At 57.3% G+C, this 25450-nt stretch carries 18 protein-coding genes and 2 pseudogenes; 10 read left to right on the top strand and 10 right to left on the bottom strand.

Translation table 11 applies throughout. The annotated features are described in order from the left end of the window. The first annotated feature begins 14 nt into the window (after positions 1–14). Positions 15–1064 carry a glycosyltransferase family 2 protein gene (locus tag LPC22_RS07530; RefSeq protein WP_229133352.1) on the top strand — a complete coding sequence of 350 codons (1050 nt, stop codon included), beginning with the start codon at positions 15–17 and terminating at the stop codon, positions 1062–1064. On the opposite strand, the gene LPC22_RS07525 is transcribed toward LPC22_RS07530, so the two are convergent. Together LPC22_RS07525 and LPC22_RS07520 are read right to left on the bottom strand one after the other, a co-directional pair. Continuing rightward, the gene (locus LPC22_RS07525; protein WP_229133351.1) at positions 1028–2395 is read right to left on the bottom strand and encodes a sensor histidine kinase; all 1368 of its coding nucleotides are present in this window, start codon (positions 2393–2395) and stop codon (positions 1028–1030) included. The two genes, LPC22_RS07530 and LPC22_RS07525, sit on opposite strands and share 37 nt — an antisense overlap. Next, positions 2392–3102, bottom strand: coding sequence for a LytR/AlgR family response regulator transcription factor (locus LPC22_RS07520; RefSeq protein WP_229133350.1), 711 nt, complete (start codon positions 3100–3102; stop codon positions 2392–2394). Before LPC22_RS07520 ends, LPC22_RS07525 begins: the two co-directional genes overlap by 4 nt. Before the next feature lie 221 nt (positions 3103–3323). Between LPC22_RS07520 and LPC22_RS07515 the strand changes: the two genes are divergently transcribed. Then, complete coding sequence (locus tag LPC22_RS07515; RefSeq protein WP_229133349.1) at positions 3324–4274, top strand: DMT family transporter; 951 nt, start codon at positions 3324–3326, stop codon at positions 4272–4274. Here the strand turns inward: LPC22_RS07515 and LPC22_RS07510 are convergent. The 8 genes from LPC22_RS07510 to dnaA form a co-directional block, all read right to left on the bottom strand. After that, positions 4223–5335, bottom strand: a complete 1113-nt coding sequence (locus LPC22_RS07510; RefSeq protein WP_229133348.1) for a VanZ family protein — start codon at positions 5333–5335, stop codon at positions 4223–4225. The genes LPC22_RS07515 and LPC22_RS07510 overlap by 52 nt on opposite strands. 58 nt (positions 5336–5393) lie before the next feature. Then, complete coding sequence (locus LPC22_RS07505) at positions 5394–5993, bottom strand: DUF3566 domain-containing protein (protein ID WP_229133347.1); 600 nt, start codon at positions 5991–5993, stop codon at positions 5394–5396. Positions 5994–6097: 104 nt separating this feature from the next. After that, on the bottom strand, positions 6098–8725 hold the full coding sequence (gyrA, locus tag LPC22_RS07500) for a DNA gyrase subunit A (protein ID WP_373312923.1): 2628 nt from the start codon (positions 8723–8725) through the stop codon (positions 6098–6100). 134 nt (positions 8726–8859) lie between these two features. After that, positions 8860–10899 (bottom strand): DNA topoisomerase (ATP-hydrolyzing) subunit B, encoded by a 2040-nt coding sequence (gene gyrB, locus LPC22_RS07495; protein ID WP_220702629.1) that lies wholly within the window; start codon positions 10897–10899, stop codon positions 8860–8862. A gap of 292 nt (positions 10900–11191) precedes the next feature. Continuing rightward, on the bottom strand, positions 11192–11689 hold the full coding sequence (locus LPC22_RS07490) for a DciA family protein (protein ID WP_229133345.1): 498 nt from the start codon (positions 11687–11689) through the stop codon (positions 11192–11194). Then, positions 11686–12948 carry a DNA replication/repair protein RecF gene (gene recF, locus LPC22_RS07485; protein WP_229133344.1) on the bottom strand — a complete coding sequence of 421 codons (1263 nt, stop codon included), beginning with the start codon at positions 12946–12948 and terminating at the stop codon, positions 11686–11688. Before recF ends, LPC22_RS07490 begins: the two co-directional genes overlap by 4 nt. A gap of 29 nt (positions 12949–12977) precedes the next feature. After that, a complete protein-coding gene (dnaN, locus tag LPC22_RS07480; protein WP_121914857.1) occupies positions 12978–14102 on the bottom strand; it encodes a DNA polymerase III subunit beta in 1125 nt (374 codons plus the stop codon). A gap of 414 nt (positions 14103–14516) precedes the next feature. After that, complete coding sequence (gene dnaA, locus LPC22_RS07475; RefSeq protein WP_229133343.1) at positions 14517–16262, bottom strand: chromosomal replication initiator protein DnaA; 1746 nt, start codon at positions 16260–16262, stop codon at positions 14517–14519. A gap of 332 nt (positions 16263–16594) precedes the next feature. Between dnaA and rpmH the strand changes: the two genes are divergently transcribed. The 8 genes and pseudogenes from rpmH to LPC22_RS07435 all read left to right on the top strand — a co-directional run bounded on the left by rpmH (position 16595) and on the right by LPC22_RS07435 (position 25069). Beyond that, the gene (gene rpmH / locus LPC22_RS07470) at positions 16595–16729 is read left to right on the top strand and encodes a 50S ribosomal protein L34 (protein ID WP_015022700.1); all 135 of its coding nucleotides are present in this window, start codon (positions 16595–16597) and stop codon (positions 16727–16729) included. A gap of 26 nt (positions 16730–16755) precedes the next feature. Next, positions 16756–17148: pseudogene (gene rnpA, locus LPC22_RS07465) on the top strand (ribonuclease P protein component); the annotation flags it as partial. A gap of 107 nt (positions 17149–17255) precedes the next feature. Next, the gene (yidD, locus tag LPC22_RS07460; RefSeq protein ID WP_024627112.1) at positions 17256–17567 is read left to right on the top strand and encodes a membrane protein insertion efficiency factor YidD; all 312 of its coding nucleotides are present in this window, start codon (positions 17256–17258) and stop codon (positions 17565–17567) included. A gap of 2 nt (positions 17568–17569) precedes the next feature. Continuing rightward, complete coding sequence (gene yidC / locus LPC22_RS07455) at positions 17570–18592, top strand: membrane protein insertase YidC (protein WP_229133342.1); 1023 nt, start codon at positions 17570–17572, stop codon at positions 18590–18592. A 177-nt stretch (positions 18593–18769) separates the two neighbouring features. Continuing rightward, positions 18770–19306, top strand: a pseudogene (locus LPC22_RS07450) (Jag family protein); the annotation flags it as partial. A gap of 546 nt (positions 19307–19852) precedes the next feature. Beyond that, positions 19853–20734, top strand: a complete 882-nt coding sequence (locus LPC22_RS07445; protein ID WP_229133340.1) for a 16S rRNA (guanine(527)-N(7))-methyltransferase RsmG — start codon at positions 19853–19855, stop codon at positions 20732–20734. Between the two features lie 1787 nt (positions 20735–22521). Continuing rightward, complete coding sequence (locus LPC22_RS07440; RefSeq protein ID WP_029676100.1) at positions 22522–23469, top strand: ParA family protein; 948 nt, start codon at positions 22522–22524, stop codon at positions 23467–23469. Positions 23470–23473: 4 nt separating this feature from the next. Continuing rightward, on the top strand, positions 23474–25069 hold the full coding sequence (locus LPC22_RS07435; protein ID WP_229133339.1) for a ParB/RepB/Spo0J family partition protein: 1596 nt from the start codon (positions 23474–23476) through the stop codon (positions 25067–25069). The last annotated feature ends 381 nt before the right edge of the window (positions 25070–25450 follow it).

The raw sequence follows: 25450 nt of genomic DNA, 5'->3' as shown, positions 1-25450 counted from the left end.
CGAAGTGATCGTTCATGACAGCTGACCGACCGGCCTCCTCGAGCCCGCCCGTTCTCACCTTCATCGTCCCCGCCTATAACATGGCCCAGCATCTGCCGACCTGCCTGGATTCCCTCCTGAGCCGGGAGGGGGACGATCTGGAGGTCATCGTGGTCGATGACGGGTCCACCGACGCCACAGCGCAGGTGGTGCAGTCATACCAGGAGCGCCATCCGCAGACTGTCCGTCTGATCAGCCAAACCAACAAAGGCCATGGCGGCGCTGTCAACACCGGCCTGGCAGCCGCCCAGGGCCGCTACGTCAAGGTGGTCGATGCCGACGACTGGGTGGACCCGACCTCCCTGAGTCTGGTCCTGGACCAGCTGCGGGACCAGTCGCGACGTACGAATCCGGTGGACATGGTAGTCACCAACTACGTCTATGAAAAAGAAGGCCGCAAACATAAGCGGGTCATCAACTTCCGCAGTGTCATGGACCCGGGACGGGTGCTGGACTGGAACCATCTGCGCCGGTTCGGGCTGTCCCAGTACATGATCATGCATGCTCTGATCCTGCGCACCGAGGTACTCCGCCAGGCCCACACCCGCCTGCCCGAGCACACCTACTACGTGGACTTCATTTACTCCTATCAGCCCCTGCCCTGGGTGCATACCCTGCTCTACCTGGACACGAATTTCTACCGTTATCACACCGGCCGTCAAGGCCAGTCAGTGCAGACCTCGATCATGATCGCCCGGGTCTCACAACTGCTGCTGGTCAACGGACTCATGGCCGACTCCACGCCCAACCCAGGGACGGTTCCACGCGGACTTTATCGTTATATGATCCACTATCTGTCCATTAACTGCGTGGTGACCTCGGTCTTCCTGATTCTTTCACGCAAGCCCAGCAACTACCGGAACAAGGACATGCTCTGGCGAAGGCTGGAGCACCGCTCCCCCGTCATCGCCTCCGACGTGCGCTCCACCCTGCTCTGCAGGATGATCAACATGCCGGGCAGGCCGGGCCGCTTGGCCATCCGGCTGGGTTATAAGGCCGCCGAAGCCGCCATGGGCTTCAATTGATCGCCCATCCGCGGCAGGAGCACGCAGAGGCTGAACCAGTGATGCTCGGTGCGCAGGGTTATCTCGCCCTGGTAGCGATGGGCTATGTGCCGGATGGACTTGACCCCGTAGCCATGCAGGCCATCCTCGGTCCTGGTCTTGGTGGTGGCCAGCTCGCCATTGCCCTTCCAATTCAGAGGCGATGTGAAGTAGTTTTCAATGCGAATCACCACGAATTGTCCACGAGCGTACAGGGCCACCTTGATTAGACGGCGGTCGGATTCCTTGACCTTCCTCAAAGCCTCAATGGCATTGTCCAAGGCGTTGCCGAAGAGAGTGGAGATGTCCATTGGAGACATCCCCTCCAAGAGGGAACCGTCGGCCACCATGGTCAGGGTGATCCCTTCTTCGGAACAGATGCGCTCCTTGGTCGACATGACCACGTCCAGGATGGGGTTGCCGGTGTGCTGCTGCGACCCATACCGTCCGACCGCAGCCTCCAGCTCTTCGAAATCCTGGGACTTGCGCTCAGGATCCATCTGCGAGCGCAGGGCCGCAATCTGATGCTTGAGGTCGTGGGCAAGCCTGCCCATGGCCTCTAGATTCTCCTTGGATCGTATGTACTCCCGGTGTTGGCTGTAAGCCCGGGCGTTGATGGAGGCCAGCTCGGCGCTGGTATGGCTCTCCCGCAACTGTTCCTGCTGGGCATAGAGCGTGGCGAACCCGCACAGGTCCACCAGGGTGCGGATGTAGAAGACCTCCAGGCCAACCCGACCGGAGAAGGGGGTGTTGGTGGAGACGAAACTCAGGTTGGACATGGCGAAGGTGACCACAGCGATGACTGCGGCTATGAAGACGCTGCGTCCTGGCACGGAAGACTGGGCATTGGCGAAGTTGCGCCGCTCCGCCAGCCAGGCCAGCAGCCCTACGCCGCCATAAATCAGCACCAGTAGAATCAAGGAGGCCGGGTCGTACAGGCTGTGGTTCGAGGGCCGCATGAAGGAGTCCAGCTGCCAGTGCAGAGAGGCGACCAGCTCGGCCAGGACGAAGGCACGGGCCAGCAGATAGGCCCCATCCAGCGCCCCCAACCCCGAAGCCAGCATGATGATGGCGTACATGCAGACCACGGCCAGGCACATACTGATGATCCAGAAGGCAATAGGCAGGGTGCCGGCCCAGTACTGGACCCCGATGAGCACAGCCAGACCTGGCAGAAGCACAGCCACCATTCTTAGGCGTGAGGTCCTTACCCTGATAGCCAACAGATAAACCAGGCAACCCAGCCACTCGCTGATGGCCGTATAGAGCCGGGGGATGTCGGGCAGGGCATTGAGGATGTGCGTGGTGGTCATGGCCGACCTGCCACATAGGCGGTCAGAGCCGTCATGAAGGCCTTCTTGCGGGGTCGGCTGACCCGCAGCCGCTGACCGGTAGACATGATGCAGTCCTGGTCCTCCATACCCGTTACATGGGCTAGATTGACCAGATAACAGGAGTTGGAGCGGAAGAATCCCCGCTGGTCCAGCTGACCCTCCAGGTTTTTCAGCGTGCTGTTCGTAGTCAGTGAGGAATCCAAGGTGTGAATGACGCTGCTATGGCGGACGGATTCGATAAAGACAATGTCCTTGAGGGGGATCCGGGTGGATCGGGCACCCTCGGTGATCAGAATGGACAGGTCCACGCGCCTGCGCACCTGGGCGATAGACCGGTCCAGTTCCTGGGAGAAGGCGAACCAGGGCAGGGGCTTGAGCAGGTAGGAGAGAGCGCCCACCTCATAGCCGTTGATGGCGTACTGAGGGGCGGAGGTGATGAAGACGATGACCACCGACTCGTCACGGGCGCGTACCCGGCGGGCCACCTCGATTCCGTCCATGGGGGTCATCTGAATGTCCAGAAGGAGGATGTCATACACGGGTCGATAGCCGTCCGCAAAAGCCTTGCCATCGGTGAAGACGCTGACCGTCAGTTCTTCCTGACGTTCCTTGCGGTAACGGCTCAGGTAATTGACCATGGTCCGACAGCTGATGGAATCATCATCCACCACTGCGATTCTGATCATCCTGGCACACGCTCCTTACCCCGTCGGCCAAGGACCTATGGCCGCCGTTATCACCGTTCTTCAATGATATCGGAGATGTCCGCATGGCAGACCCCGCTTGCCTGAAGCCGAACGCTGACAAGCAGGGGGGTTGGTTTGAAAAAGCAAATAAGTTTGAACTGCTCATTTTTTACCTTGCGAATCTATTCTCACTTGTGGACGGGAACGATTAGAGTCGAAACATGTCTACCTTCGCACCCTCTTCGTCCTGGAAACCGTCCACCTGGCTGGCCCGTCTGATGCTGCTGATGGCCGCGGCCGCCTGGGGAGCCGGATACACCTTCGAAAAGGTTGCCATGGAGACCCTGACCGTGCGCTGGCTGATGGGCATTCGCATCCTCTGCGCCATCGTGATCATGACACCCTTTTTGCTGCCCCGGCTGCGCAGAACCGGGGCCATACATACCCTGGTACCGGGGCTGATCCTGGGGGTCAGTTACTGGGCGGCCTTCAGCCTGCAGATGATGGGGCTGACCACCATCGCTCCGGGCCGCAACTCCTTCCTGACGGCCACCTACTGCATCTTTGTGCCCTTCCTGGTCTGGATTATGGCCCGCCGACGGCCGGCCCTGCGGCACTTCGTCGCGGCCGCCATCTGCATCCTGGGCGTGGCTCTGATCTCGCTGCCGGCCCACGGCGGGGGACAGGGGCTGGCTCTGAGCACCGGCGACCTGCTGACTCTGGCCGGTGCCCTGCTCTACGGGGTCAACCTGGTGATCACCGGGTTTCTGACCAAGAAGTTCGACGCCCCTACGCTGACCTATCTGGAGCTGCTCTTCGGCGGTATCCTCTTCCTGATCTGCGCGCTGATCTTCGATCCCTTGCCCACTGCGGCAGACTTCACGCCCTCGACCCTGGGCTCCATGATTTATCTGACGCTGATCTCGACCCTGATGGCCCAGAACTTCCAGAACATCGCCTTCTCCAGGGTCCCTGCCGCCCAGGGTTCGCTGATCCTATGCTCTGAGAGCCTGTTCGGCATGCTGGTCTCGGTTCTGGTCCTGCACGAGGAGCTGACGGCCACCCATCTGTTGGGCTTCGCCATCATCTTCGCCGCCATCATCCTATCCGAGGTCAGGCTTCATCCGCGCCGGCCATCGAAGGGCTCCTCGGCAGCCGGGTCCTCCCGGTAGGCTGTCCCGGGCAAGAGGTCGTAGGGCATCTGCCGCTTGATCAGGTAGAAGACCAGCAGGAGCAAGGCCAGGATGCGCGTTGCAGTCTGAACCTTGCCGGTCCAGGGGCCGAAGACGGCCAGGATGACTGCGGTCCGGCACAGATAGAAGAGGAAGCGGGACCAGCCATGCCGCTGCTTGGTCTCGACGGTCATATGGGTGAAGGTGGCACCCAGTGTCCGTCCCCGGCGGGGCAGGGGGATGAGCAGTTCAAAGATCAGCAGCATGGCAAGATCAACCACAGTCCCGAACACATCCAGAGCGGATGGGGCGATCAGCAATCCGCCAAAGCGGTAGTGGCCATCCAGCTGATAGGTGCCCAGGCGATGGACCGCATAGGTCACGCCCATTCCCAGAGACATGGACAGAATGGTGGCCAGAAGCAGATCCAGAGCCAAGGAGACGGCGCGGTGTATAAACCCGGGGTTGGTGACCAGCTGGGCAGCGTCAGCCTGACGGGTGGGAACGAGCTTGTTGGCCGCCATGGCCACCAGGTAGCCGATCAGAGCGCCTGAAGTGTTCCAAATCAGGTCGTCCACGTCGAAGAGACGGTAGGCGCAGCCCACGATGCCGAAAACCCCGGTCAGCTGGGCCGTTTCGATGAAGAGGGAGACCAGGAAGGCAACCGGCAGTGCCAGGATGAAGCGCCAGCGGAAGACCCGCCCCATGATGAAGCCCAGGGGCAGGAAGAAGGCTACATTGAGCAGAATCTGCAACATGGCCATCCGGCCGCCTGTGCTCAGGTCGGTCAGGAACTGCAGGGGATTGAGCTGGGGGGTCAGATGATGGGTGGCGCAGAAGGCGGCACGATCGTCGGGCATGGGCCAGAGGGTGAAGAAGACCAGGGCCAGCAGATATAAGACGGTCAGGTAGGCCGCCATGGCTGCTGTCAGCCTGAGCCGGTGATAGCGGTTGTAGATCAGGGCAAGAATGGGCAGGGTCAGAATCAGCGAGGCCAAGGGCCAGAAGACCAGAGATATGCCAAAGGAGCCGCTGAAGTAGTCCAGGTATGTCGAGAGCACAATTCCAGTCTAAATCGCGCTTAAGTCTATCGACCGATTGACTGCGCCGACGAAGAGGTCAGTCGTCGCCCAGGGTTACGTGGATTCCGCCAACCAGGGAGCTGACCAGGTTGTAGAGAAAGGCGAAAATGGTGACCAGAGCCACTACTATGACAATCTCGAAGATAGAGAAAATGGTCACCGAACTCAGAACCGTCCCCAGGCTCAGCACCTGGCCCAGGTCGAAACCACCAGCATCCAGGCCTGTCTTGGAGATGACCTGGGTCAGGTTGTCAAAGAGCCCCATAGTGTTGAGCAGAATCCAGAGCAGGGCGGCGGACACCACCTGAATGATGGCCCCGGCGATGGACAGCAGGAAGGTGACCTTGGCCACCGACCAAGGTTCCAACCGGGTCAAGGACAGCTGCATGCGCCGGGCCCGAGGCACGTGAGGACGCGTCGTCGAAGGGGCTTTGACCGGAGCGGCAGCCGAAGCTGTGGTTCTTGCGGAACGCCCTGATGCCGTCCTGCCGGCAGCAGAAGCCGGGGGAGTGGCCGATGAGGGTTGGCGGGACTCGCCCTTTTCGGATTCATCAGCCTTGGTCTTGCCGGTTTTGGGTTTTGCTGTACCCTTCTTACCGGTACCGGCCTTGGCCTGCTTTTGATCATCCTGGCTCATCGGCACTCCTTGATCCTTGCATTCACCAGTCCGCGCACACCGCCGCAGGACCTGGACGACTTCTTACGAGGCTACCAGTCTTGTCAGACTGGTAGCGGACCTGCTCAGTCCTCTTGGGCCAGACCTTGGCCGTCGCCGGTTCCGGTGGTGGCGATGGGCTGATCCTTGGCCGCCAGGGGAGCGGCAGGAGCCACGTCAACCTGACCGCCATTCTCCTCCTGGTCATCACGCTCGGCATTGCGGGCGATGGAGAGAATCTCGTCACCCTTGTCGGGCTTGGCCAGGGTGACCCCTTGGGTGTTGCGCCCGGTCCGCTTGACCTCGGCCACATCGGAGCGGATGACCTTGCCGGACTTCATGATGGCCATGATCTGATCGTCCTCGTTCACCACCAGGGCGCCGACCAGGGATCCCCGGCCCTCCACCATGGCGATGGCCTTGACACCGTAGCCGTTGCGGCCCTGCAGGCGGTACTCGCTCAGGGCGGTCCGCTTGGCAAAGCCCTCATCGGTGACCACCAGCAGGTCATCCTCGGACTCCTTGGCGATCACGTCCATGCTCAGCAGTTCGTCGCCGGGACGGAACCGCATGCCTTGGACGCCGGCGGTCTGCCGTCCCATGGGCCGCAGGGTGGAGTCGTCGGCCGGGAAGCGCACGCTCATGCCCTTGCGGGAGACCAGGATGATCTCGTCGTCGGCATTGCAGAGGGCGGCGCCCACCAGCTCATCGCTCTGGGGCACCTCCTGTCCCTCCTCGTCGGTGACGGTGCCCAGCTCCATCAGCCGCACGGCGATCAGGCCGCCCTGGCGGGGCGAATCATATTCGGCCAGGCGGGTCTTCTTGACCCGTCCGGTCCTGGTTGCCAGAACCAGATAATCGGCATCATCGTAGCCATGCAGGGAGAGGACCTGTTCGATCCGCTCGCCCGGACCCAGCTGGAGCAGGTTGGCCACATGCTGCCCCTTGGAGTCGCGGGAGCCCTCAGGCAGCTCATAGGCCTTGAGCCGGTACACCCGGCCCTTGTTGGTGAAGAAGAGCAGCCAGTTGTGGGTGCTGGTCAGGAAGAAGTGGTCCACCACGTCGTCCTCGCGCAGCCTGGCCCCGCGGATGCCTTTGCCGCCGCGGTGCTGGGCCCGGTACTCATCGGCCTTGGTCCGCTTGACGAAGCCGGAGTGGGTGACAGTGACCACCACCTGCTCGTCGGCGATCAGGTCCTCCACGTTCATCTCACCCGAGTAGGGGACAATCCGAGTGCGCCGCTCATCGCCGTACTTGTCGACGATCTCGTCCAACTCGTCGCCCACAATGGTGCGCTGACGCTCGGGATGGGCAAGGATGTCGTTATAGTCGGCGATCTTGCGCATGAGATCCTCATGCTCGTCCAGGATCTTCTGCCGTTCCAGGGCGGCCAGACGGCGCAGCTGCATGGCCAGGATGGCATCAGCCTGGACCTCGTCCACATCCAGCAGTTCCATCAGGCCGGTGCGTGCTGTCTCCACGTCCTTGGAGGCTCGTATCAGGGCGATGACCTGGTCGATCATGTCCAGGGCCTTCAGATATCCCTGCAGAATATGGTCGCGATCCTCGGCCTCACGCTTCAGATAGCGGGTGCGCCGCTCCACCACATCCAGCTGGTGGTCCACCCAGTGGCGGATGAAGGCATCCAGGCTCAAGGTCCTGGGGACCCCGTCCACCAGGGCCAGCATGTTGGCCCCGAAGGTTTGCTGCAGCTGGGTGTGCTTGTAGAGGTTGTTGAGAACCACCTTGGGCACGGCATCGCGCTTGAGCACCAGGACCAGGCGCTGGCCTGTACGGCCCGAGGTCTCATCGCGCATGTCGGCGATGCCCTGGATCTTGCCGTCGCGCACAGCCTCGCGGATGGAGGAGGCCAGTCGGTCGGGGTTGACCTGGTAGGGCAGCTCGGTGACCACCAGGCACATTCTTCCGCGGATCTCCTCGGTGTTGACCACGGCCCGCATGGTGATCAGGCCGCGTCCGGTCCGGTAGGCCTGCTCGATGCCCTTGTGGCCCAGGATGGTGGCGCCGGTGGGGAAGTCAGGCCCCTTGATGATGGCGATCAGGGCGTTGAGCAGCTCCTCCTTGGAGGCCTCGGGATGCTCCAGGGCCCAGTGCACACCCTTGGCCACCTCGCGCAGGTTGTGCGGGGGAATGTTGGTGGCCATGCCCACGGCAATGCCGGCTGATCCGTTGACCAGCAGGTTGGGGAAGCGGGAGGGCAGAACCGTAGGCTCCTGGGTCTTGCCGTCGTAGTTGGGGATGAAATCGACCGTGTCCTTGTCGATGTCACGCACCATCTCCATGGCCAGGGGAGCCATGCGGCACTCGGTGTACCTCATGGCGGCCGCCGGGTCGTCGCCAGGGGAGCCGAAGTTGCCCTGACCGTCCACCAGCGGGTAGCGCATGGACCAGGACTGGGCCAGACGCACGATGGTGTCATAGATGGCTGAATCGCCGTGGGGATGGTACTTGCCCATGACGTCGCCCACCACGCGCGAACACTTGTTGTAGCCACGGTCGGGCCGGTATCCGCCGTCGTACATGGCGTAGATGACCCTGCGGTGGACCGGCTTCATGCCGTCGCGGACATCGGGCAGAGCCCGCTCCACGATCACGGACAGGGCGTAGGACAGGTAGGATTCCCGCATCTCCTGCTGGAGGTCAATGGGCTGTATCCGCTCGCCTTGGAGAAGGCCATAATCAGTGTTATCCATCTCCTGGGGGCTGAGTGGCTCGCGAGACCCGTCGGGCAGGTTGAGGCCGTCCTGGTCCGAGCTGTTGTCGTTGTTGTTATCGTCTGCCAAAATCGATCCTTAGCTCAAATGGTGAAAAGGGAGAGGCGTCCGTCTCAGGCGTCGATGAAGCGGGCGTCGTGGGCGTTGCGCTGGATGAACAGACGCCGGGGTTCGACCTCGTCGCCCATGAGCATGGTGAAGGTCTCGTCGGCCTGTTCGGCGTCATCGATGTGGATCTTCTTGAGGATGCGGTGTTCCGGGTCCATGGTGGTCTCCCAGAGTTCCTGGTAGCTCATCTCGCCCAGACCCTTGTAGCGTTGGATCCCTTCGCCCTTGGGCAGCTGCCGGCCTGAGGCCTTGCCCTCGGCCAGGACCCTGTCGCGCTCGGCATCGGTGTAGACGAAGCTGTGGGGCCCCTTGGTCCACTTGAGCCGATAGAGCGGGGGCATGGCCACGTAGACGTAGCCGGCCTCGATCATGGGCCGCATGTAGCGGAAGAAGAGGGTCAGATTCAGAGTGGCGATATGGGCGCCGTCCACATCGGCGTCGGCCATGATGATGACCTTGTGGTAGCGCACCTTGTCGATGTTGAAGTCCTCGCCGTATCCGCCGCCCACAGCCGTGATCAGGGATTCGATGGTGTCGGACTTCATCATGCGGTCCAGACTGGCCCGCTCCGTGTTGAGGATCTTGCCGCGCAGGGGCAGGATGGCCTGGGTCATGGGGTTGCGCCCCTGAATGGCTGAGCCGCCTGCGGAGTCGCCCTCCACGATAAAGAGCTCGCACTCCTCGGGGTCGCTGGACTGGCAGTCCTTAAGTTTGTCAGGCATGCCGGCCGTCTCGAAGATGGACTTGCGGCGGGTGTTCTCACGGGCCTTCTTGGCTGCGATCCGGGCACGGGAGGCCTCCATGGCCTTCTGGATGATGGACTTGGCCTCGCTGGGATGGGCGTCGAACCAGTCGCTCAGCCTCTCGGTCATGACCCGCTGGACGAAGGTCTTGGCCTCGGAGTTGCCCAGCTTGGTCTTGGTCTGGCCCTCGAACTGGGGGTTGGTCAGCTTGACGGAGACCACGGCGGTCAGCCCCTCGCGCACGTCGTCACCAGAGAGGTTGTCGTCCTTGTCCTTAAGGATGTTCTTGTCCCGGGCGTAACGGTTGATCATGCTGGTCAGGGCCGCGCGGAACCCCTCTTCATGGGTGCCGCCCTCGGTGGTCGCGATGGTGTTGGCGAAGGTGTGGACCGACTCTGAGTAGGCGGTGGTCCACTGCATGGCCACCTCGGCGGAGATGCCCAGCTTCAGGTCCTCGGCCTCGAAGTCGATGACCTCGGCCTCCACAGGCGTGGCCTTCCTGACCTTGACCAGGTAGTCCACATAGTCCTTGATGCCGTTGGCGTACTGGTAGCTGACGGACTGGCCCTTCTGCTCCGGGGTCTGCTCCTCGCCAGCCACCTCGTCACCGGCCTGGTTGTTGGGGCGCAGATCGGTCAGGGTGATCCGCAGACCCTTGTTGAGGAAGGCCATCTGCTGGAAACGACTGCGCAGGGTCTCGAAATCGTAGACCGTGGTCTCGAAGATTTTAGGATCGGCCCAGAAGGTCACCGAGGTACCGGTGCCCTCGTCCGGCCCCATGGCCTGATCCTTGGACAGGGGAGCCGTAGGCTTTTGGTTGCGGAAACTCTGATGCCAGTGGTAACCCTGACGGCGCACCTGGACGTCGATCCGGGTGGACAGGGCATTCACCACGGAGATGCCCACGCCGTGCAGGCCGCCCGAGACCGCGTAGCCGCCGCCACCGAACTTGCCGCCGGCATGCAACTTGGTCATGACCACCTCGACGCCGCTCTTGCCCTCGCCTGGCACCTCGTCCACAGGAATGCCGCGGCCATTGTCATCCACCCGGATGCCGTTGTCGGGCAGGATGGTGACTTCGATATGGTCGGCGTACCCGGCCAGGGCCTCGTCGACCGAGTTGTCGACGATCTCGTAGACCAGATGGTGCAGACCCCTGGGGCCCGTCGAACCGATGTACATGCCGGGACGGACGCGAACCGCCTCCAGTCCCTCCAGCACCTTCAGATCGCTGGCATCGTAATGCTCGGGGGAGAGCGAGTCATCCAGCTGCGCGTCGTCCAGCTGATCCTGGCCCGTCATGCCATCATCCTGAGGCTTGTCCTCCTCATGCTCCCGGCCCTCTTGCGGGGTCCGGAACGGGTCAGTGTTGAGATCTGCCACGGATAGTCCTTTCTGCACCCCCATCGTCGGCCACTGACGACAAAGCAGCTTCCGTTCGTGGTCGAGCGGGGGATCGAGTCATGGTCACCAGGTTCCAAATCGTCCATAAAGGGGCCTTGGAAGCGTTTGACCCTATAACCTATAGATTACCAGCGCTAGGGGACTTTAGGCTTACAGAAAGCTGGGAAGACGGTATTCGCAGATTAGGGGTTCATCCATAGGTGTCGCGCACGCCTCGTCCGGGTGGATCGAACCGTGACCGGCGGAAGCTGTAGTTGTGGGGGCCGGTCACCCGGATCTGCTTGACCGGCATGCCCAGACGCTTGACAATGGTCTCCTTGAGCTGGGGGACCAGGTAGGTCAGCTGGGTGGCCCAGACCGTGGTTTGCGCCTGGATGATCAGCACGCCCTCCCGGTAGGAGACCACTCTCGAATGGGCGGCGATACCGGGGCCCACCACACTGTCCCACTGGTTGCGCAGCCTGGCCACCTTCAGATGGCTGGTCCATCCGCTCCCGGCAGCCAGGCTGGTCACCACTCCTCCCAGCTTGGCCGGGTCGCGGCCCGGCTTGCCGAATGCATACCAGGCCTTGCGGGAGTCATCCTCCCGCTGCCGACGAGTGGCCGCCCGTCTCGTGCAGCCTTCGAAGACCAGGGCCGGCAACCGACGCTGGTCCAGGTGCAGGGTCTCAACCATGGGTGCCTTCATGACAGGTCGTTCCCCTCCGGCCCATCCGGCATATCCGAGCCGCCATTGGCCGTTCCCCTGGTTCGCCGTAGATCCTGCATGGCACTGGCGATGGCCGGATCCTGAGCGGCCGGATCGGATGGCTGCGAGGGCCTCAACCTGGACACATCCACCAACCTGGCGCCCTGCAGGGAGGGAATATCGCTGTCGGCGGCCACGGTGATGAGCACCTGGTCCTGCTGGCGGGCAAAGTCGAGAATCTGATCCCTGCGGCCCCGATCCAACTGGGCAAAGACATCATCCAGAATGACGATGGGTTCCAAGGAGCGACGATCCTTGACCACCTGCAGCAGAGCCAGTCTCAGAGCCAGGGCCAGGGTCCACATCTCACCGTTGGAGGCGAACTCCCGGGCAGGCATGCCGTTGAGAGTGAAGGCCAGATCATCGCGCTGGGGACCGATCAGATTGGTGCCCCGGGCCACTTCTCCCGGGTATATCCGCTGAAAGTGACGACTGACAGCCTCGGCAACCTCGGGACCGGTCTGCCTATCGGGTCCGATCTCCTCCAGGGAGGGCCGGTAGGTCAATCGGGCATTCTGATCAGGGCCTGCCAGCCGACCATACAGATCACTGAAGGGCTGGTCCAGGGCTTCTACCAGAGCCGCCCGTCGTCGGCTCAGATCCAACCCGGTACGAATAAACTGCCCGGTCCATACCTCTAGGCCGGACAGGGCGGCGTCACGCCCATCACCCGAGGGGTCGTGGCCCGACTGGGAGAGCTGCTTGAGCAGGGCGGCGCGCTGCCTGGCCACATGGCGAAAATCCTGCCGAACCTGGAAGTAGTCAACATCGAGCTGGCTGCCAGCCTGATCCAGCACGGCACGTCTGGCTGCCGGCTCTCCGGAGACCATCAACTGATCCTCGGGACTGAAGGTCACGCAGGGTACCCGGCCTACCAGGTCACGCTGATAGAGGGAAGGCCCGCCGTTGATTCTTCCCCGGTTGGCCCCCTTGGCGGCAATAGTCAGCTCATAGTCGGTGGTGGTTCCGTCCTGCTCCAGCCTGGCCCTGATGGTGGCCTTGGACTGCCCACGCTCTACCAGGGGCAGTGAGGATGAGGTCCTGTGGCTGCTGCCGGTGGACAGGACCTCGACGGCCTCGACCAAGTTGGTCTTGCCCAGACCGTTGCGTCCCGCCAGAATGGACACTCCGGGCTCCAGATCGAGGACACAGTGCTCCCAGGAACGGAAGTGATCCAGAACCAGACGGGAGATGTGCACGGCGATCGTTCCTCGAACCTACCCGGATGTCAGTTGTTGAAACGCATGGGCACCAGCAGGTAACGGTAATCCATGGACTCCTCGGAATCCTGCTCCTGCTGGCCGTTGAACTCCACGGCTTTGACCGCCGAGGTCATTTTGATACGGACAAAGGGCTCAGCGATGGCGCCCAGCCCGTCGATCAGATAACTGGGATTGAAGGCCACCGTGATGTCTTCGCCATCCAGATCAGCCTGCAGAACCTCATGGGCCTGTGCTTCGTCAGCCGTGCCTGCGCTCAGGGTCACTTCGTTGCCGGAGAAGACCATGCGAATGGGGGCGTTGCGTTCGGCCACCAGGGCCACACGCTTGATGGCGTCGATCAGATCCTGCCGGGCGATGACCGCCTGGATGGGGTACTCGTCTGAAAAGAGACGATCCACAGCCGGGAATTCCCCGTCGATCAACTGGGTGGTGGATATCTTGCCAGCGTTTTCCACGCCCATGATGGTGGGGTTGTCAGCCTCGTAATCCATGGTCACGTTCTGGTGCTCGTCCAGGGAGCGGGCGATGTCCCGCAGCAGAGAGCCACGGATCAGCATCGAGGTGGAGAAATCAGCATCGCGGGGAGTCCAGGTGAAGCTCGAACGGGACAGTCTGAAACGGTCGGTGGCGGTCATGACCACCTTGTCCCCGTTGATCTCGGTCTTGACGCTGGTCAGGACCGGTCGACTCTCTTCCCGGGAGACAGCGACGATGGACTGGGAGATGGATTGGATAAAGGTCTCAGCATCCACCTGACCCATGGGCTCGGGAACGGCAGGGAGGTCGGGATACTCGCTGTCAGGCATCAGCTGCAGGGAAAAAGTGGATTTACCCGAGGTGATGGTCATCTTGGATCCCTCGGTTGATAGGTAAGTCTTCTCTGATGGCAGGGATTTAGTGATGTCCGCCAGCAGTTTGCCTAGCACCAGGGCAGTTCCGGATTCGTCGATGCCTGCCTCGATGTGGTTCCTCGCTGAAACCTCGTAGTCGAAGGCAGAGAGCTTCAATGTTCCGTCAGAGGCTTCCATCCTGATGCCGGCCAGAATAGGCGAAGCTGGTCGGGAGGGGATGATGCGGGTGGTCCAAGCCACTGCATCCGAGAGTGCGGATGAATTCACTTCAACTTTCATGGGGGCCTTCTTGTCGACGAATGAACTGGACTCATTCTATCGAATAGGTCAGGTGATGTGGTTGGAGTGAAGAGATGTGCTTGAGTGTGATGGTGACTATTGCATAAATATACATAGAGTCATCGTAATAAGCTCGGTGGATGGTGTGGATAAGTTCCCAGATCCTTGCAATGCGGTGGATAGACCTCATTGAAGCGATGTGGACAAGTGGTGAGATTGATGTGAGTAAGAAGCCAAGTTATCCACAGAAGCGGATCTTTGCTGAGTTATACACAAAACTGATGTGGTTATTCGCTGAAGATCCACCACTTGTCCCCGGAAAATCGGTGGGTTATTCCCAAGGTTTGCCCACATCCGGGGATAAGTAGGTGGATATCTTTTTCTGTCGATCCACACTGGGGTCTGCGTGTCGCATCAATTCTGAGGCTGCTTGAGCCGAACAGTCAGCTCCATGACGTAGTTGTAAATCTCCCGCTTTTCCTGCATCTCATTGGAGATACGCGTGTAGGCATGCATGACTGTGGTGTGGTCGCGGCCACCGAAGACTTCGCCGATGTCTACCAGGGACATGCTGGTCATTTCCCGTGCCAGATACATGGCAATCTGCCGGGCCAGGGCGATGTTCTTGGTGCGCGTGCGGCCGACGATATCGTCAAAGGTCAGATGGAAGTACTTGGCCACCTGGGAGATGATGTCAGTGGGTTTGATTTCTACGTCCGTAGAGAAGAAGTCCTGCAGGGTCTGTTCGGCCAGAGCTGTGGTGACCGGCTGATTATTCAGACTGGCCACGGCGGTGACACGGGTCAGAGCACCCTCGAGCTCTCGGATGTTCTCGGTGAAGCGTTCCGCGATCAGATCCAGAACCTCGTTGGGAATGCTGACCCCGTTCATGGAGGCCATCATCCTCAGGATGGCCACGCGGGTCTCCCGGTCTGGCGGCTTGACATCCACGGTCAGGCCCGAGTCAAAGCGCGAGATCAGTCGTGATTCGAAGCCTTTCAGGTTCTTGGGGGCCACGTCCGAGGCGATGACGATGCGCTTGTTGGCATCATGCAGAGCATTAAAGGTGTGGAAGAACTGGTCCAGGGTGGCTTCCTTGCCCCCCAGAAACTGGATGTCATCGATAAGGAGCACATCCACCTGCCGGTAGCGCCGGTTGAATTCCGCGATCTGACCCGAGCCTTGGGTGGAATTCTGCAGGGCGTCGATGAACTCGTTGGTGAATTCCTCCGAGTTGACATATCGGACCTTGAGCGAGGGATCCTTGACCAGGGCATAGTTGCCGATGGCGTTGAGCAGATGGGTCTTGCCCAGGCCCGAGCTGCCATAGATACACAAGGGGTTGAAGTCCTGGCCCGATCCTTCGGCAACGGCCAAGGCCACGGTTCGCGCAAAGCGGTTGGAGTCTCCTGGGACAAAGGTGTCGAAAGTGGCGTTCTTGTTCAGGTGGGTCTGTGGGTCGCGCTCCACCCGGTTCTGGTTCATGGGGAAGCGGGGCACAGTGAAGGCGGGCCGGGATGCGGTCCTCTCCGCCTCGCTCTGCTGGTCAGCATCAGCGCCTGCTGTTGGCCTCATAGTGGGGGAGGGCTCGGACAGCTCGGCCTGCATATCCAGGGTCATGGGCACATAGGTGCCTTCGTGGAAGTCATTGACGGAGACAATCGGGGACTTGGAGGTTTCAGCAGCCTCGGTCCGCCAGTTCGAATGGGCCTCTGAGTCGGAAGAGGATTGGTTGGCGCCAGCCTGACGCTGGTAGTCGCCATAGGGATCCTGAGCAGGACTGGGGACCTGGCGGAACTCGCCGCTGCCCGGGGCGGAGCCGGCCATGGCGGATGTGCGTTGGTCACTCTGCTGATCGGCAGCCATCTGCTTGGCCATCTGTTCTGGGTAGACGATTTTGATGGCCGGGAACATTTCCTGGTTGGTGACCAGCTGCAATGCACTGAGGACGGGCTGGCTGAGAGGCCCCTGAATTGCTTCCTGGGTAGCCTTGGAGGAGACCCGTAGAACGATGGTGGTGCCGAAGACCGCCTCGGGGGTGATGTCCTCCAGCCAGCCCTTGTCCCTGGAGGTCAGTGAGCTGCTGTAGCGGAGCACCTGCAGGACCGAATCCCAGATTCTCTTGGCCTGGGCAGCGGCATCCAGCGGATCCTGCGCCATCAGTGTGCTCCTCTCTTCTCGACGACGGATTGTCCCGTTCCTCATGCTTCTCTCAAAGTCGACAGTAGCCCATTGTTACACCGACTTTGCGCGGTTATCCACAGGATAGCGTGTTGTATCTGCGGCGAATGTGAATAACAGTGATGTAATTTGTGGATAAGTGAGGGGGCTCTTTCTCCCACCATGACAGGGTTTGCACGGGGTAAGTAGTAGTGCTCAGGAGTTGGATGACGGAAGCCTGTTTGACTCCGTCCCGGCTCATGTGTACCGTGATATAGCTTGACTCATAACGAGCCGTACTCGAGTATGTCTACACACGGGAGCAACGAATTATGAAGAGGACATTCCAGCCCAACAATCGCCGTCGTCACATGAAGCACGGATTCCGCGCTCGCATGCGCACCCGCTCCGGTCGCGCTCTGATCAACCGCCGCCGGGCCAAGGGTCGTCGCACCCTCTCCGCCTGAATCGGATCCTAATTCCTTTTCAGAAGGTGGAACGGCTGAGGAGCCACCGGGAGTTCACGGCGGTGCTCAGGCGACGCCATCGGGTCAGCAGCCGGGATCTGGTCATACATTATTTGATACCCGGATCTGACCGGACGGTGACCCCGCTGCCGGCGACATCGGCTGCGAGCGAAGGGCGGCATGACATCCTGCCTACTGGTAGACGCCGCATGGGGCTCGCTGTATCCAAAAATGTGGGCAAGGCGGTGACCAGGAACAAGGTCAAGCGCAGATTCAGGCAACTTGCCGGATCCAAGGAGGACCTGCTGCCATCCTCCTGTGATCTGGTCATGCGCGCCAAACCCAGCGCTGCTACAGCCACCTACAAGCAATTGGATGAGCAAGTGGACAGGCTCTTCCGTGACCTTATGCGCAAGAGCGGAAAGACTGCCAACGGTCTCGATGTACAGGGACAGGCAGATCCGCAGCTGGCCGGGTCCAAGCGTCAACCGGTTCAAGTGCTGGAAGTCAGCGAAGGAAGTAGGGCATGAGCGGCCTGGCCTCCCGGGCTCTGCAGGGTGCAGTCCGCTGGTATCAACGCCACATCTCACCCTTGTCGCCGCCGAGGTGCCGTTACTATCCGACCTGTTCCCAGTATGCCTTGACTGCCCTGCAACGGTTCGGGGCCTTGCGTGGAACTATTCTGGCCGTTCTGCGGCTATTGCGTTGCACGCCCTTCAACAACGGCGGAATCGATGACGTGCCCCGGAGATTTTCCATCTTCTATCGATTCTCGTGGTCCAAGGCCCATGAGGAGGCCCGGCTGACCCCCATGGCCCCAGACAAGGAGACGGCCTGACAATGTTCCAGAACAACGACACTTTCACTTTCGATACGGGCATATACGGCTTCTTCTATAAGATCCTGTACCCCATCGAGTGGCTCATGACCTACATCATGACCTACTGCCACAAGTTCCTGACCCTGATCGGGTTCCACAAGGGTCCCGGCGTGGCCTGGGCGCTCTCGGTAGTGATGCTGGTGCTGGTCGTCAACCTGTGCGTGCTGCCGCTCTTCATCAAGCAGTTGCGTTCCATGCAAAAGATGCAGGCCCTGCAGCCCAAGTTGATGAAGATCCAGAACAAGTACCGCAACAAGAAGGATCCCGCCAGCCGAGAGGCCATGAGCCGGGAGACCATGAAGGTCTACCAGGACAATCATGCCAACCCCATGGGGTCCTGTCTGCCCGCACTGGTCCAGGGCCCGGTCTTCATGACCATGTTCTACGTGCTGTCGGCTGTGCCCTTCATCGCCCGGGGCAGGCGGGCACCTCTGGGAGCCTTCAACAGACAGGTGGCGCGAGAATTCGAAGAGACCACCTTCTTCGGGCTGCGGATTTCGGACAACTTCATGTCTGCCCAGGGTGCGGGTCGCATAGTCATTGTGGTCTTCATCGTGCTCATGTGCCTGGCCATGTTCTACTCGCAGTTCCATAATGTTCGGCGGAACATGCCCAGGTCGGCCATGCAGGGACAGCAGTACAAGATGCAGCAGATGATGGCCTTCATCTTCCCGGTCATGTACATCTTCTCGGGTATCTACTTCCCCTTCGCTGTGCTGATTTACTGGCTGACCAACAACCTTTGGAATCTGGGCCGAACCCTCTTCCAGGTCCGCCATATGCCAACGCCTGGATCGCCTGCCGCGGAGAGCAAGGAGGAGCGGGATCACCGCCATGAGAATGCCCGTCGCAAGCGCCAGGGGCTGCCCTCCTTGGAGGAGGAGCAGTTGATGGAGGCCAAGCGGCTGGAGGAGGAAGCCCGCAACAATAAGAATGTCTCCCACCAGCGTTCTCAGCCCCATCGCAAACGTCGCGGCCGTTGATGCAGCTACTGGCAGTGGCGGCCGACGTGGTGACCTGGCTTTCGGTCGGGCGGATACTGGAGTAGTCTGCAATCATCACGTCCGTGTATCCTCAATACTGGACACTCGATTGGTGACCAGGAATCCAGTGGGCCTGAGGTTATGAATCGGATGTAAACGCGTGTAAGGAGAGCATAGATGTCTCAGTCTCTGGACCAGGGAAAGACCATCGAGCAACTCAACGAGGAGGCGGATGTCGCCGCCGACTATCTGGAGGGGTTGCTGGACATCGTCGATTACGAGGGCGATATCGAGATGGGGGTGCGCAACCACCGTCCGACCGTGCAGATTGTGGCTGATGACGATACGGATATCAAGCATCTGATCGGCAAGGATGGTGAGGTAGTCGACGCTCTTCAACAGCTGACGCGGCTGGCCGTGCAGCAGAAGATAGGGGAGCGCTCCCACCTGATCGTGGATGTGGACGGCTTCCTGCGGCGCAAGCGTGAGCATCTTCGCGAGCAGGCCTTGGACGTGATTGACGAGGTCCGTGAGACCGGCGATCCCGTCAATATGAAGCCCATGAACTCCTTCGAGCGCAAGATCGTCCATGACATGGTTCGCGAGGAGGGACTTAAGTCACGCTCCCACGGTGAGGAGCCTCACCGGTACGTCACCGTCTACCTGAAGGCCAAGAACGAAGACGAGGACCTGCCTGACGACGTTGAGGACGAGCCAGTCGGGTATGACGTCCCGCGGGACGCGGATGACGCTGATCAGGTCGAGGATTCGGCTGACTACAGGGCTGATGACGATCCTGCTGACGCGGACAGGGAGTGACAGTAGAGCCAAGTAGAGCTATGCTCCGATGAAGTATTTGTGATGTCGGCCTTTTTGGATTGCTCCATTGTTTGGTGCGGCCATACTGTGTAAGTCCGTTTTGTTGTCGGTCTGTGTTGCGCTATTCGGTAGGTATGTTGTCTTGTCTGGCTCATGATGGTGCTTAGTTTGCCATGCTGATTAATTCGGAATGCTCTTGGTTCGTGATCCTCTATAAGAGGCTGCCTTCTATGCTGTTTCCGTTAGGATATTGATGTGTGCCTTTGACGCTCTTTTGTGGTTGAAAACCATACGTTGGTAAATGGGCTGCCTTCGGAGTCCAGAGGTTTTCGATTCTGACAGGGTGAGATGCCGCTTGATACGAGATACAAGACAGTATGACGCTGTCAAGGTCTGTGGCTGTGATTAATTGTGTGCCGAATGCAGATGTGAGGAGTTGAAATGGCTGTTGTGGATGATGAGCTGAACAATAGTCCCCTTTTGAGGCAGGTTCTCGGCGATGCTTTAGTACCCATGCAGCGTTTTCACGACAAGCTCCTACGTGAGGGCGTGGAGAGAGGCATCATTGGCCCCCGCGATGAAGACATTATTTGGGAGCGGCATATACTCAATTCAGCTGCCATTGTGCCTTTTGTGCGTGAACGATTGACTACTGATGGTCAGACAGCGACAGTGGCAGATATAGGTTCCGGTGGGGGCTTCCCTGGTATTGTACTGGCTGCGTGTCTTCCGCAGTGCACTGTGGTACTTGTCGAGCCAATGGAGCGGCGTGTGCTCTGGTTGCAGGAAGTCATTGATGAGTTGCAACTGGTTAATGTGTCAGTGCTTCGCAAACGTGCAGAGGATCTGGCTCCGCAATCCTCTCATGCATCAAATCGGCACAACAAAAAAGGTTCACATCGCCACCGTCATGGTCGTCGCCGAAGCGAGGAAGTGTCTAGTTCCGTTTCTGGCCACTGTTCTTCGACTTTGGTCACCACCAGGAATGGTGACAGTCAGCAAGTTGCGAATGGGACCGAATCCTCGGCTGTGATGGGCGGAGCAAGTCCGGCAAATATGGATTTCGCGCCTTCAGTTCCTCAGAACTTTGATGTCGTGACCTGTCGGGCTGTAGCACCTATGACCAAGCTCGCTGGGTGGACTCTACCTCTCTTGAGGTCAGGAGGTCAGCTTATTGCTCTTAAAGGTCGTTCGGCGCAAAATGAGCTTGATAAAGCTGCTAAAGAGATAAAAAAATATCATGGAGTGAATCCACGGGTTCGTCAAGCCCATGTTGCACCTGGTCTTGAGGACACTCACGTGGTTCTTGTGGACAAAAGCTAAAGCACGATATTGATAGGACACAATTTAATGACTTCGTTGTCAGTGTCTTTGCACAACAGCGATATAAGACTCCGCTAAATCAGAGAATAAATTATTAATTTCTAAACAGAGCCTTGTCGAAAATGACCAGAAATGACTGATTCTGTCTACTAGATCGAACCTGCATTTACCGGACTGCAACTAAACTGTCTGCCACCTAATCGGAAGGGATGACATGCTCAGTTAAGGGGAGTACAAAGTATGTTTGAAAGCCTATATGACTTTCTTAAGAATGGTTTGCAGTCCGAGGCTTTTAACAACTTTGATCCTCCAGTATCTAATCTGTCCGTAGAGTAAAGCCATCATAAGTCACATATGAGTATAATATTTGAAATAGTAAACCTTGTTTCATTTGAGATCAAACACATCGCCCCGTCTCTTCCGACTGCTTTGCTATAAGGCTTATTTCATACTGGTTTTGTCTTTCAAACATTGTTGTGCCGATTGTATAGGGTTCTAGCTTAGAACGGGATATACCGCCAACTTTAGGATGCTTGATTAGCCAACTCTGGTGATGCAGTCCTTTGATACTCAGTGACCTAGCAATTTACCTGTTTCATGTGCTAATTCGTCTTATTTACGCCCGCCATGCTGTTTCTATTTACAGGTTCCCATTGCATAAGTGCAGTTTGGTTTGTCTAACCTGTGTGTTGATCTGCGTTGTATCTTCATTAATACTCATAGAGCGCTGTCGATCTTTGCAAATGTATAAGTGAGTGCTTGATTAATCGGTTAATACAACCAGAAGCAATTTCTAAATCGGTTTCAACGCTGACTATGCCTTTTTGATGTCGGGTATGGAGGGATAGCTGAATTGAGCACAAGAGGCCATCCCCAGTTTCTAGTGCGTGCACTAAAGATAGTTTCACGTGAAACCATTGACATGGAATTCAATAATCTTGATCACCGGTAATTGAGTATAAATGAAAGGGAATCACGATATCCTCTATATTTTGATTAGGAATGATCTTTGAACTTTATTCTAGCTATTTTCTTTCAACCATATTCTCATGAAGTATAGTGGAACACCTATCAGATATTGATGCCAGCTGCTTAACAATGTAACAGCTTAAATTCATAATTTTGCGACCAGTGCTGTCTGCTCAATACGTGGTAGTCCTTGCTTGCACATAAACCTCCTTAGAATACAGAGTGGGCAGAACTGTGACACTGAACTGTGTAAGCTAACAAGCAACAAGGAGATGAAACTTCCTGAACAATTGAGATGTTTCACGTGAAACACTATCTTGCAGTACAGTTGTATAAGGATTTGTCTATGAGTTTAATTAGACATTTGTAGCAGTGTTATTAAGACTTCTCGGTAGGTGGACTAATCATTGATAATAACCATGAATAGTGCTTCGTGTTGATGAGGCGCAGTTAATTGACAGATTCGCGGTTTTTAAAGTTATGCACAATTGAGACCTGACAAATGAATTATCCACATTGTGTTTTGTGGGTCATGATGTGGTGCAGGAAGAGGCAGAATTGCCAATAATTACAAGGCAAAGCTAATAATTTAAGGGGAGGGTCGGTGACAGATCCGGTATTGGACCTATCCACACTTATCCACAGTTATGAACAGTGACTGTGTGTAACTAGCGATTGGTTCTGACATGTCCAACTAGGACGGGAAAATTGATTTGTTATCAAAAGGAGGATGGTTCGTGACCGCATCGAAGAAGGTGAAACCCGTTTCGAGAAATACCTCGGATATCGGTGAGCAAGGTACGCCGAACGCATCAGGTATGGAGTCGGCAACGGATATTCTGAATCGAATATTCGCTGACGGGACAGGTTCGGTGTCAGGTGCGGAAATGGCAGATCTTTCTGCACGCTATCAGGCTTTACGCCAGGCTGAATTCCCTCATCCTTCAAAAACTCGCTTCATCGCCGTTGCAAATCAAAAGGGCGGGGTAGGGAAGACCACAACTACAGTTAATTTGGCATGCGCCTTTGCTGAATTCAATCAGCGTGTGTTGGTCATCGATATGGATCCACAAGGCAACGCTTCTACTGCATTGGGAGTAGCTCATGAGTCCGGGACTCCATCAACGTATGATGTACTTGAAGGCCGTCTTGGGATTGACGACGTTAAGGTAGTTTCCCCTGAATTCCCCAATCTAGAGGTTGTCCCATCTTCCATTGACTTAAGTGGAGCTGAGCTGGAAGTTGCGGATATGCCCAACCGCAATCAGCTAATGAAAAAAGCAGTTGCTGACTATCTTAAAGTCTGCCATCAGCATTATGACTATGTTCTCGTTGATTGCCCACCTAGTCTCGGATTGCTAGTTCTGAACGCCATGTGTTCAGTCAATGAGGTATTGATCCCAGTACAAGCTGAATACTATGCGCTTGAAGGACTGCAACAGCTGCTGCATACCATAGGGCTTGTTCAGCAAAGCTATAATCCTTACCTTGTAATCTCGACAATGTTGCTGACGATGTACGATAGGCGAACACTGTTAAGCAAAGAAGTGTTTGATCAGGTCAAGGAACATTATCCAGAGATAGTGCTTAATACGACCATTCCGCGTTCAGTCAAAATCTCTGAAGCTCCCAGCTTCCGGCAAAGCGTTGTCACCTACGACCCTAAAGGAGCCGGTGCTATTGCTTATGAGGAGGCAGCGTTAGAAATCGCCCAGAGATCCAACCAGGTACTGGAACATATTGCCAATAGAAGACAGGGGGAGTGAGGACATGACAAGCCGTTCACGGTTAGGCAAGGGCTTGGGGGCTCTATTCCCCGCATTGCCAGGTGAAGATGATGAAAACAATGCTGACAATAATAGTCGGCGACAAGATAACAAAGTACCAAATTCAAGCAATAAGCAGCCGATTTTTCAAGGTTTGGGTGCGGAATCAAATGGACAAAAGCGCCTAGAGAAGGACGAGACAACAAAAGGCAAGGCAAAAACAGAAAGAAGTACTCAGCATTCGGATCGTGCTGGCTCAGAACTAGCGGATTCAGCAAAGTCCTCTAAGAGTGGTCGTAAACGTACCAACGCAGGACAAAAGCGAGTCAGTATTTCCAAGTCAATCGCCGACGATGTTTCACGTGAAACATTAACGTCGAAGAGGACCACCAAGCGTCGGTCTGTTCCCTCCATCAGCAGCTTGGAACACCCTAGTGATTTATTCTTTGGCCCTACGACGACGAATGTTTCACGTGAAACATCGTCGATGATGAAATCGAGTGATGCTGTCGACGATAGGACAAAAGAGGCTCGGCAAAGCGTTAACCGTGCAGTTCCTGTTGGCAATGATACTGAGCTAAATAAGGCAGAAGGCAATACCCAAGAGAAGCTGGAACCCGTCCAAGGCGGGTACTTGGCTGAAGTGCGTGTGGACGATATTAGGCCCAACGCACAGCAACCGAGACAGATCTTCGATGAAGATGAACTGTTGGAGCTGTCCCGCTCCATCAAGGAAGTTGGTGTATTGCAGCCGATAGTGGTGCGAAGATCGACTCTTGCAGACTATCCAAGAACAACTGGAGATAAAACAACCTCAGTTGTCAGCGCAGGCAGTAAATCAAAAGCTGTTGACGCTAAGACCGGTGAAGAGCGATCGGGACAGCTTTTAAACCAGAGAGACGTGAATCTGCGGCAAACAACTCATTATGAAATCATAATGGGTGAGCGTCGTTGGCGTGCTACTAGGTTGGCTGGCCTAGATACCATACCTGCAATTGTTAAAACGACGAGCGACGACACCATGTTGCGTGATGCCTTGCTCGAGAATCTCCATAGAGTAGCTCTTAATCCTTTGGAAGAAGCAGCAGCTTATCAGCAAATGATCGATGAGTTCGGCTTGACTCAGGACGGTTTGTCTAAGTCAATTTCTAAGTCCAGACCTCAGATCACCAACACACTTCGCCTGTTGAAGTTACCCCCCAGTGTTCAGAAAAAAGTCAGCTCAGGTGTGTTGTCAGCTGGACATGCCCGCGCCTTGCTTACTTTACCGGATGAAAAGTCCATGACTGCTTTGGCAGACAAGATCATCGCTGAAGGATTGTCGGTAAGATCTACCGAGGAACTTGTGGCCTTGCAGACCGGACAGGCGAAGAAGAAAGCAAAAAAGCCTAGAGTAAACGCCTGGGCCGATAGTCCTGTACGCCAGGACCTGGAAAGTCACTTTGATACGAAGGTGGCTATCAAGGGGACTAAAAAGCACGGGAAAATAGAAATCGTATTTTCTTCGCCAGAAGATATGGACCGTATTGTTGGCATTCTCTTGGAGAAGGATCAATCCCCAAATAATGGCAATCGTTCGGGCGATAAAGGCTGGGTTTGATCCTATTCTCAGAATGCGACTGCAAGGGTTGCTTAACCAAACCCTGCCGATAAGGCGAGCGATTGCTTCATAGCTCAAACAGGTCCCGTATGAGCTGATGAGCAATCGCTGCATTTGTCTTAAGATCAGAATGATTAAACCATCATTAGTAAGTGCCAGTCACTGTCCAGATATATCTGTGCTGAAAGGCTGTGCGCAATATACTTATGTTGGCAGACTGTTCGGTTCTGAATAACTGCTAACTGATCAGCCAAGTCGTGTTGTCGGTTAACTACATCCGGTCCGATCGGTATCTCAACTGGTTAGCTGTCATGGGTGGATGAGCGCACCCAAGTGTGGGGCATGCGGTGAGTCGTTGACTAGCTGGCTAGCTAGTTGGGC

This window comes from Bifidobacterium mizhiense (assembly GCF_020884755.1).
GTDB lineage: Bacteria > Actinomycetota > Actinomycetes > Actinomycetales > Bifidobacteriaceae > Bombiscardovia > Bombiscardovia mizhiensis.
The sequence above is the reverse complement of the archived record's forward strand: the minus strand, read 5'-3'. Positions and strand labels throughout refer to the sequence as shown.

What these genes read in the sequence shown, in the direction of transcription:
- LPC22_RS07530 (WP_229133352.1), top strand. Translation starts at nt 15, where the DNA reads ATGACAGCTGACCGACCGGCCTCCTCGAGCCCGCCCGTTCTCACCTTC.
- LPC22_RS07525 (WP_229133351.1), bottom strand. Translation starts at nt 2,395, where the DNA reads ATGACCACCACGCACATCCTCAATGCCCTGCCCGACATCCCCCGGCTC.
- LPC22_RS07520 (WP_229133350.1), bottom strand. Translation starts at nt 3,102, where the DNA reads ATGATCAGAATCGCAGTGGTGGATGATGATTCCATCAGCTGTCGGACC.
- LPC22_RS07515 (WP_229133349.1), top strand. Translation starts at nt 3,324, where the DNA reads ATGTCTACCTTCGCACCCTCTTCGTCCTGGAAACCGTCCACCTGGCTG.
- LPC22_RS07505 (WP_229133347.1), bottom strand. Translation starts at nt 5,993, where the DNA reads ATGAGCCAGGATGATCAAAAGCAGGCCAAGGCCGGTACCGGTAAGAAG.
- gyrA (WP_373312923.1), bottom strand. Translation starts at nt 8,725, where the DNA reads ATGGATAACACTGATTATGGCCTTCTCCAAGGCGAGCGGATACAGCCC.
- gyrB (WP_220702629.1), bottom strand. Translation starts at nt 10,899, where the DNA reads ATGACGGGCCAGGATCAGCTGGACGACGCGCAGCTGGATGACTCGCTC.
- LPC22_RS07490 (WP_229133345.1), bottom strand. Translation starts at nt 11,689, where the DNA reads ATGAAGGCACCCATGGTTGAGACCCTGCACCTGGACCAGCGTCGGTTG.
- dnaN (WP_121914857.1), bottom strand. Translation starts at nt 14,102, where the DNA reads ATGAAAGTTGAAGTGAATTCATCCGCACTCTCGGATGCAGTGGCTTGG.
- dnaA (WP_229133343.1), bottom strand. Translation starts at nt 16,262, where the DNA reads ATGGCGCAGGATCCGCTGGATGCCGCTGCCCAGGCCAAGAGAATCTGG.
- rpmH (WP_015022700.1), top strand. Translation starts at nt 16,595, where the DNA reads ATGAAGAGGACATTCCAGCCCAACAATCGCCGTCGTCACATGAAGCAC.
- yidD (WP_024627112.1), top strand. Translation starts at nt 17,256, where the DNA reads ATGAGCGGCCTGGCCTCCCGGGCTCTGCAGGGTGCAGTCCGCTGGTAT.
- yidC (WP_229133342.1), top strand. Translation starts at nt 17,570, where the DNA reads ATGTTCCAGAACAACGACACTTTCACTTTCGATACGGGCATATACGGC.
- LPC22_RS07445 (WP_229133340.1), top strand. Translation starts at nt 19,853, where the DNA reads ATGGCTGTTGTGGATGATGAGCTGAACAATAGTCCCCTTTTGAGGCAG.
- LPC22_RS07440 (WP_029676100.1), top strand. Translation starts at nt 22,522, where the DNA reads ATGGAGTCGGCAACGGATATTCTGAATCGAATATTCGCTGACGGGACA.
- LPC22_RS07435 (WP_229133339.1), top strand. Translation starts at nt 23,474, where the DNA reads ATGACAAGCCGTTCACGGTTAGGCAAGGGCTTGGGGGCTCTATTCCCC.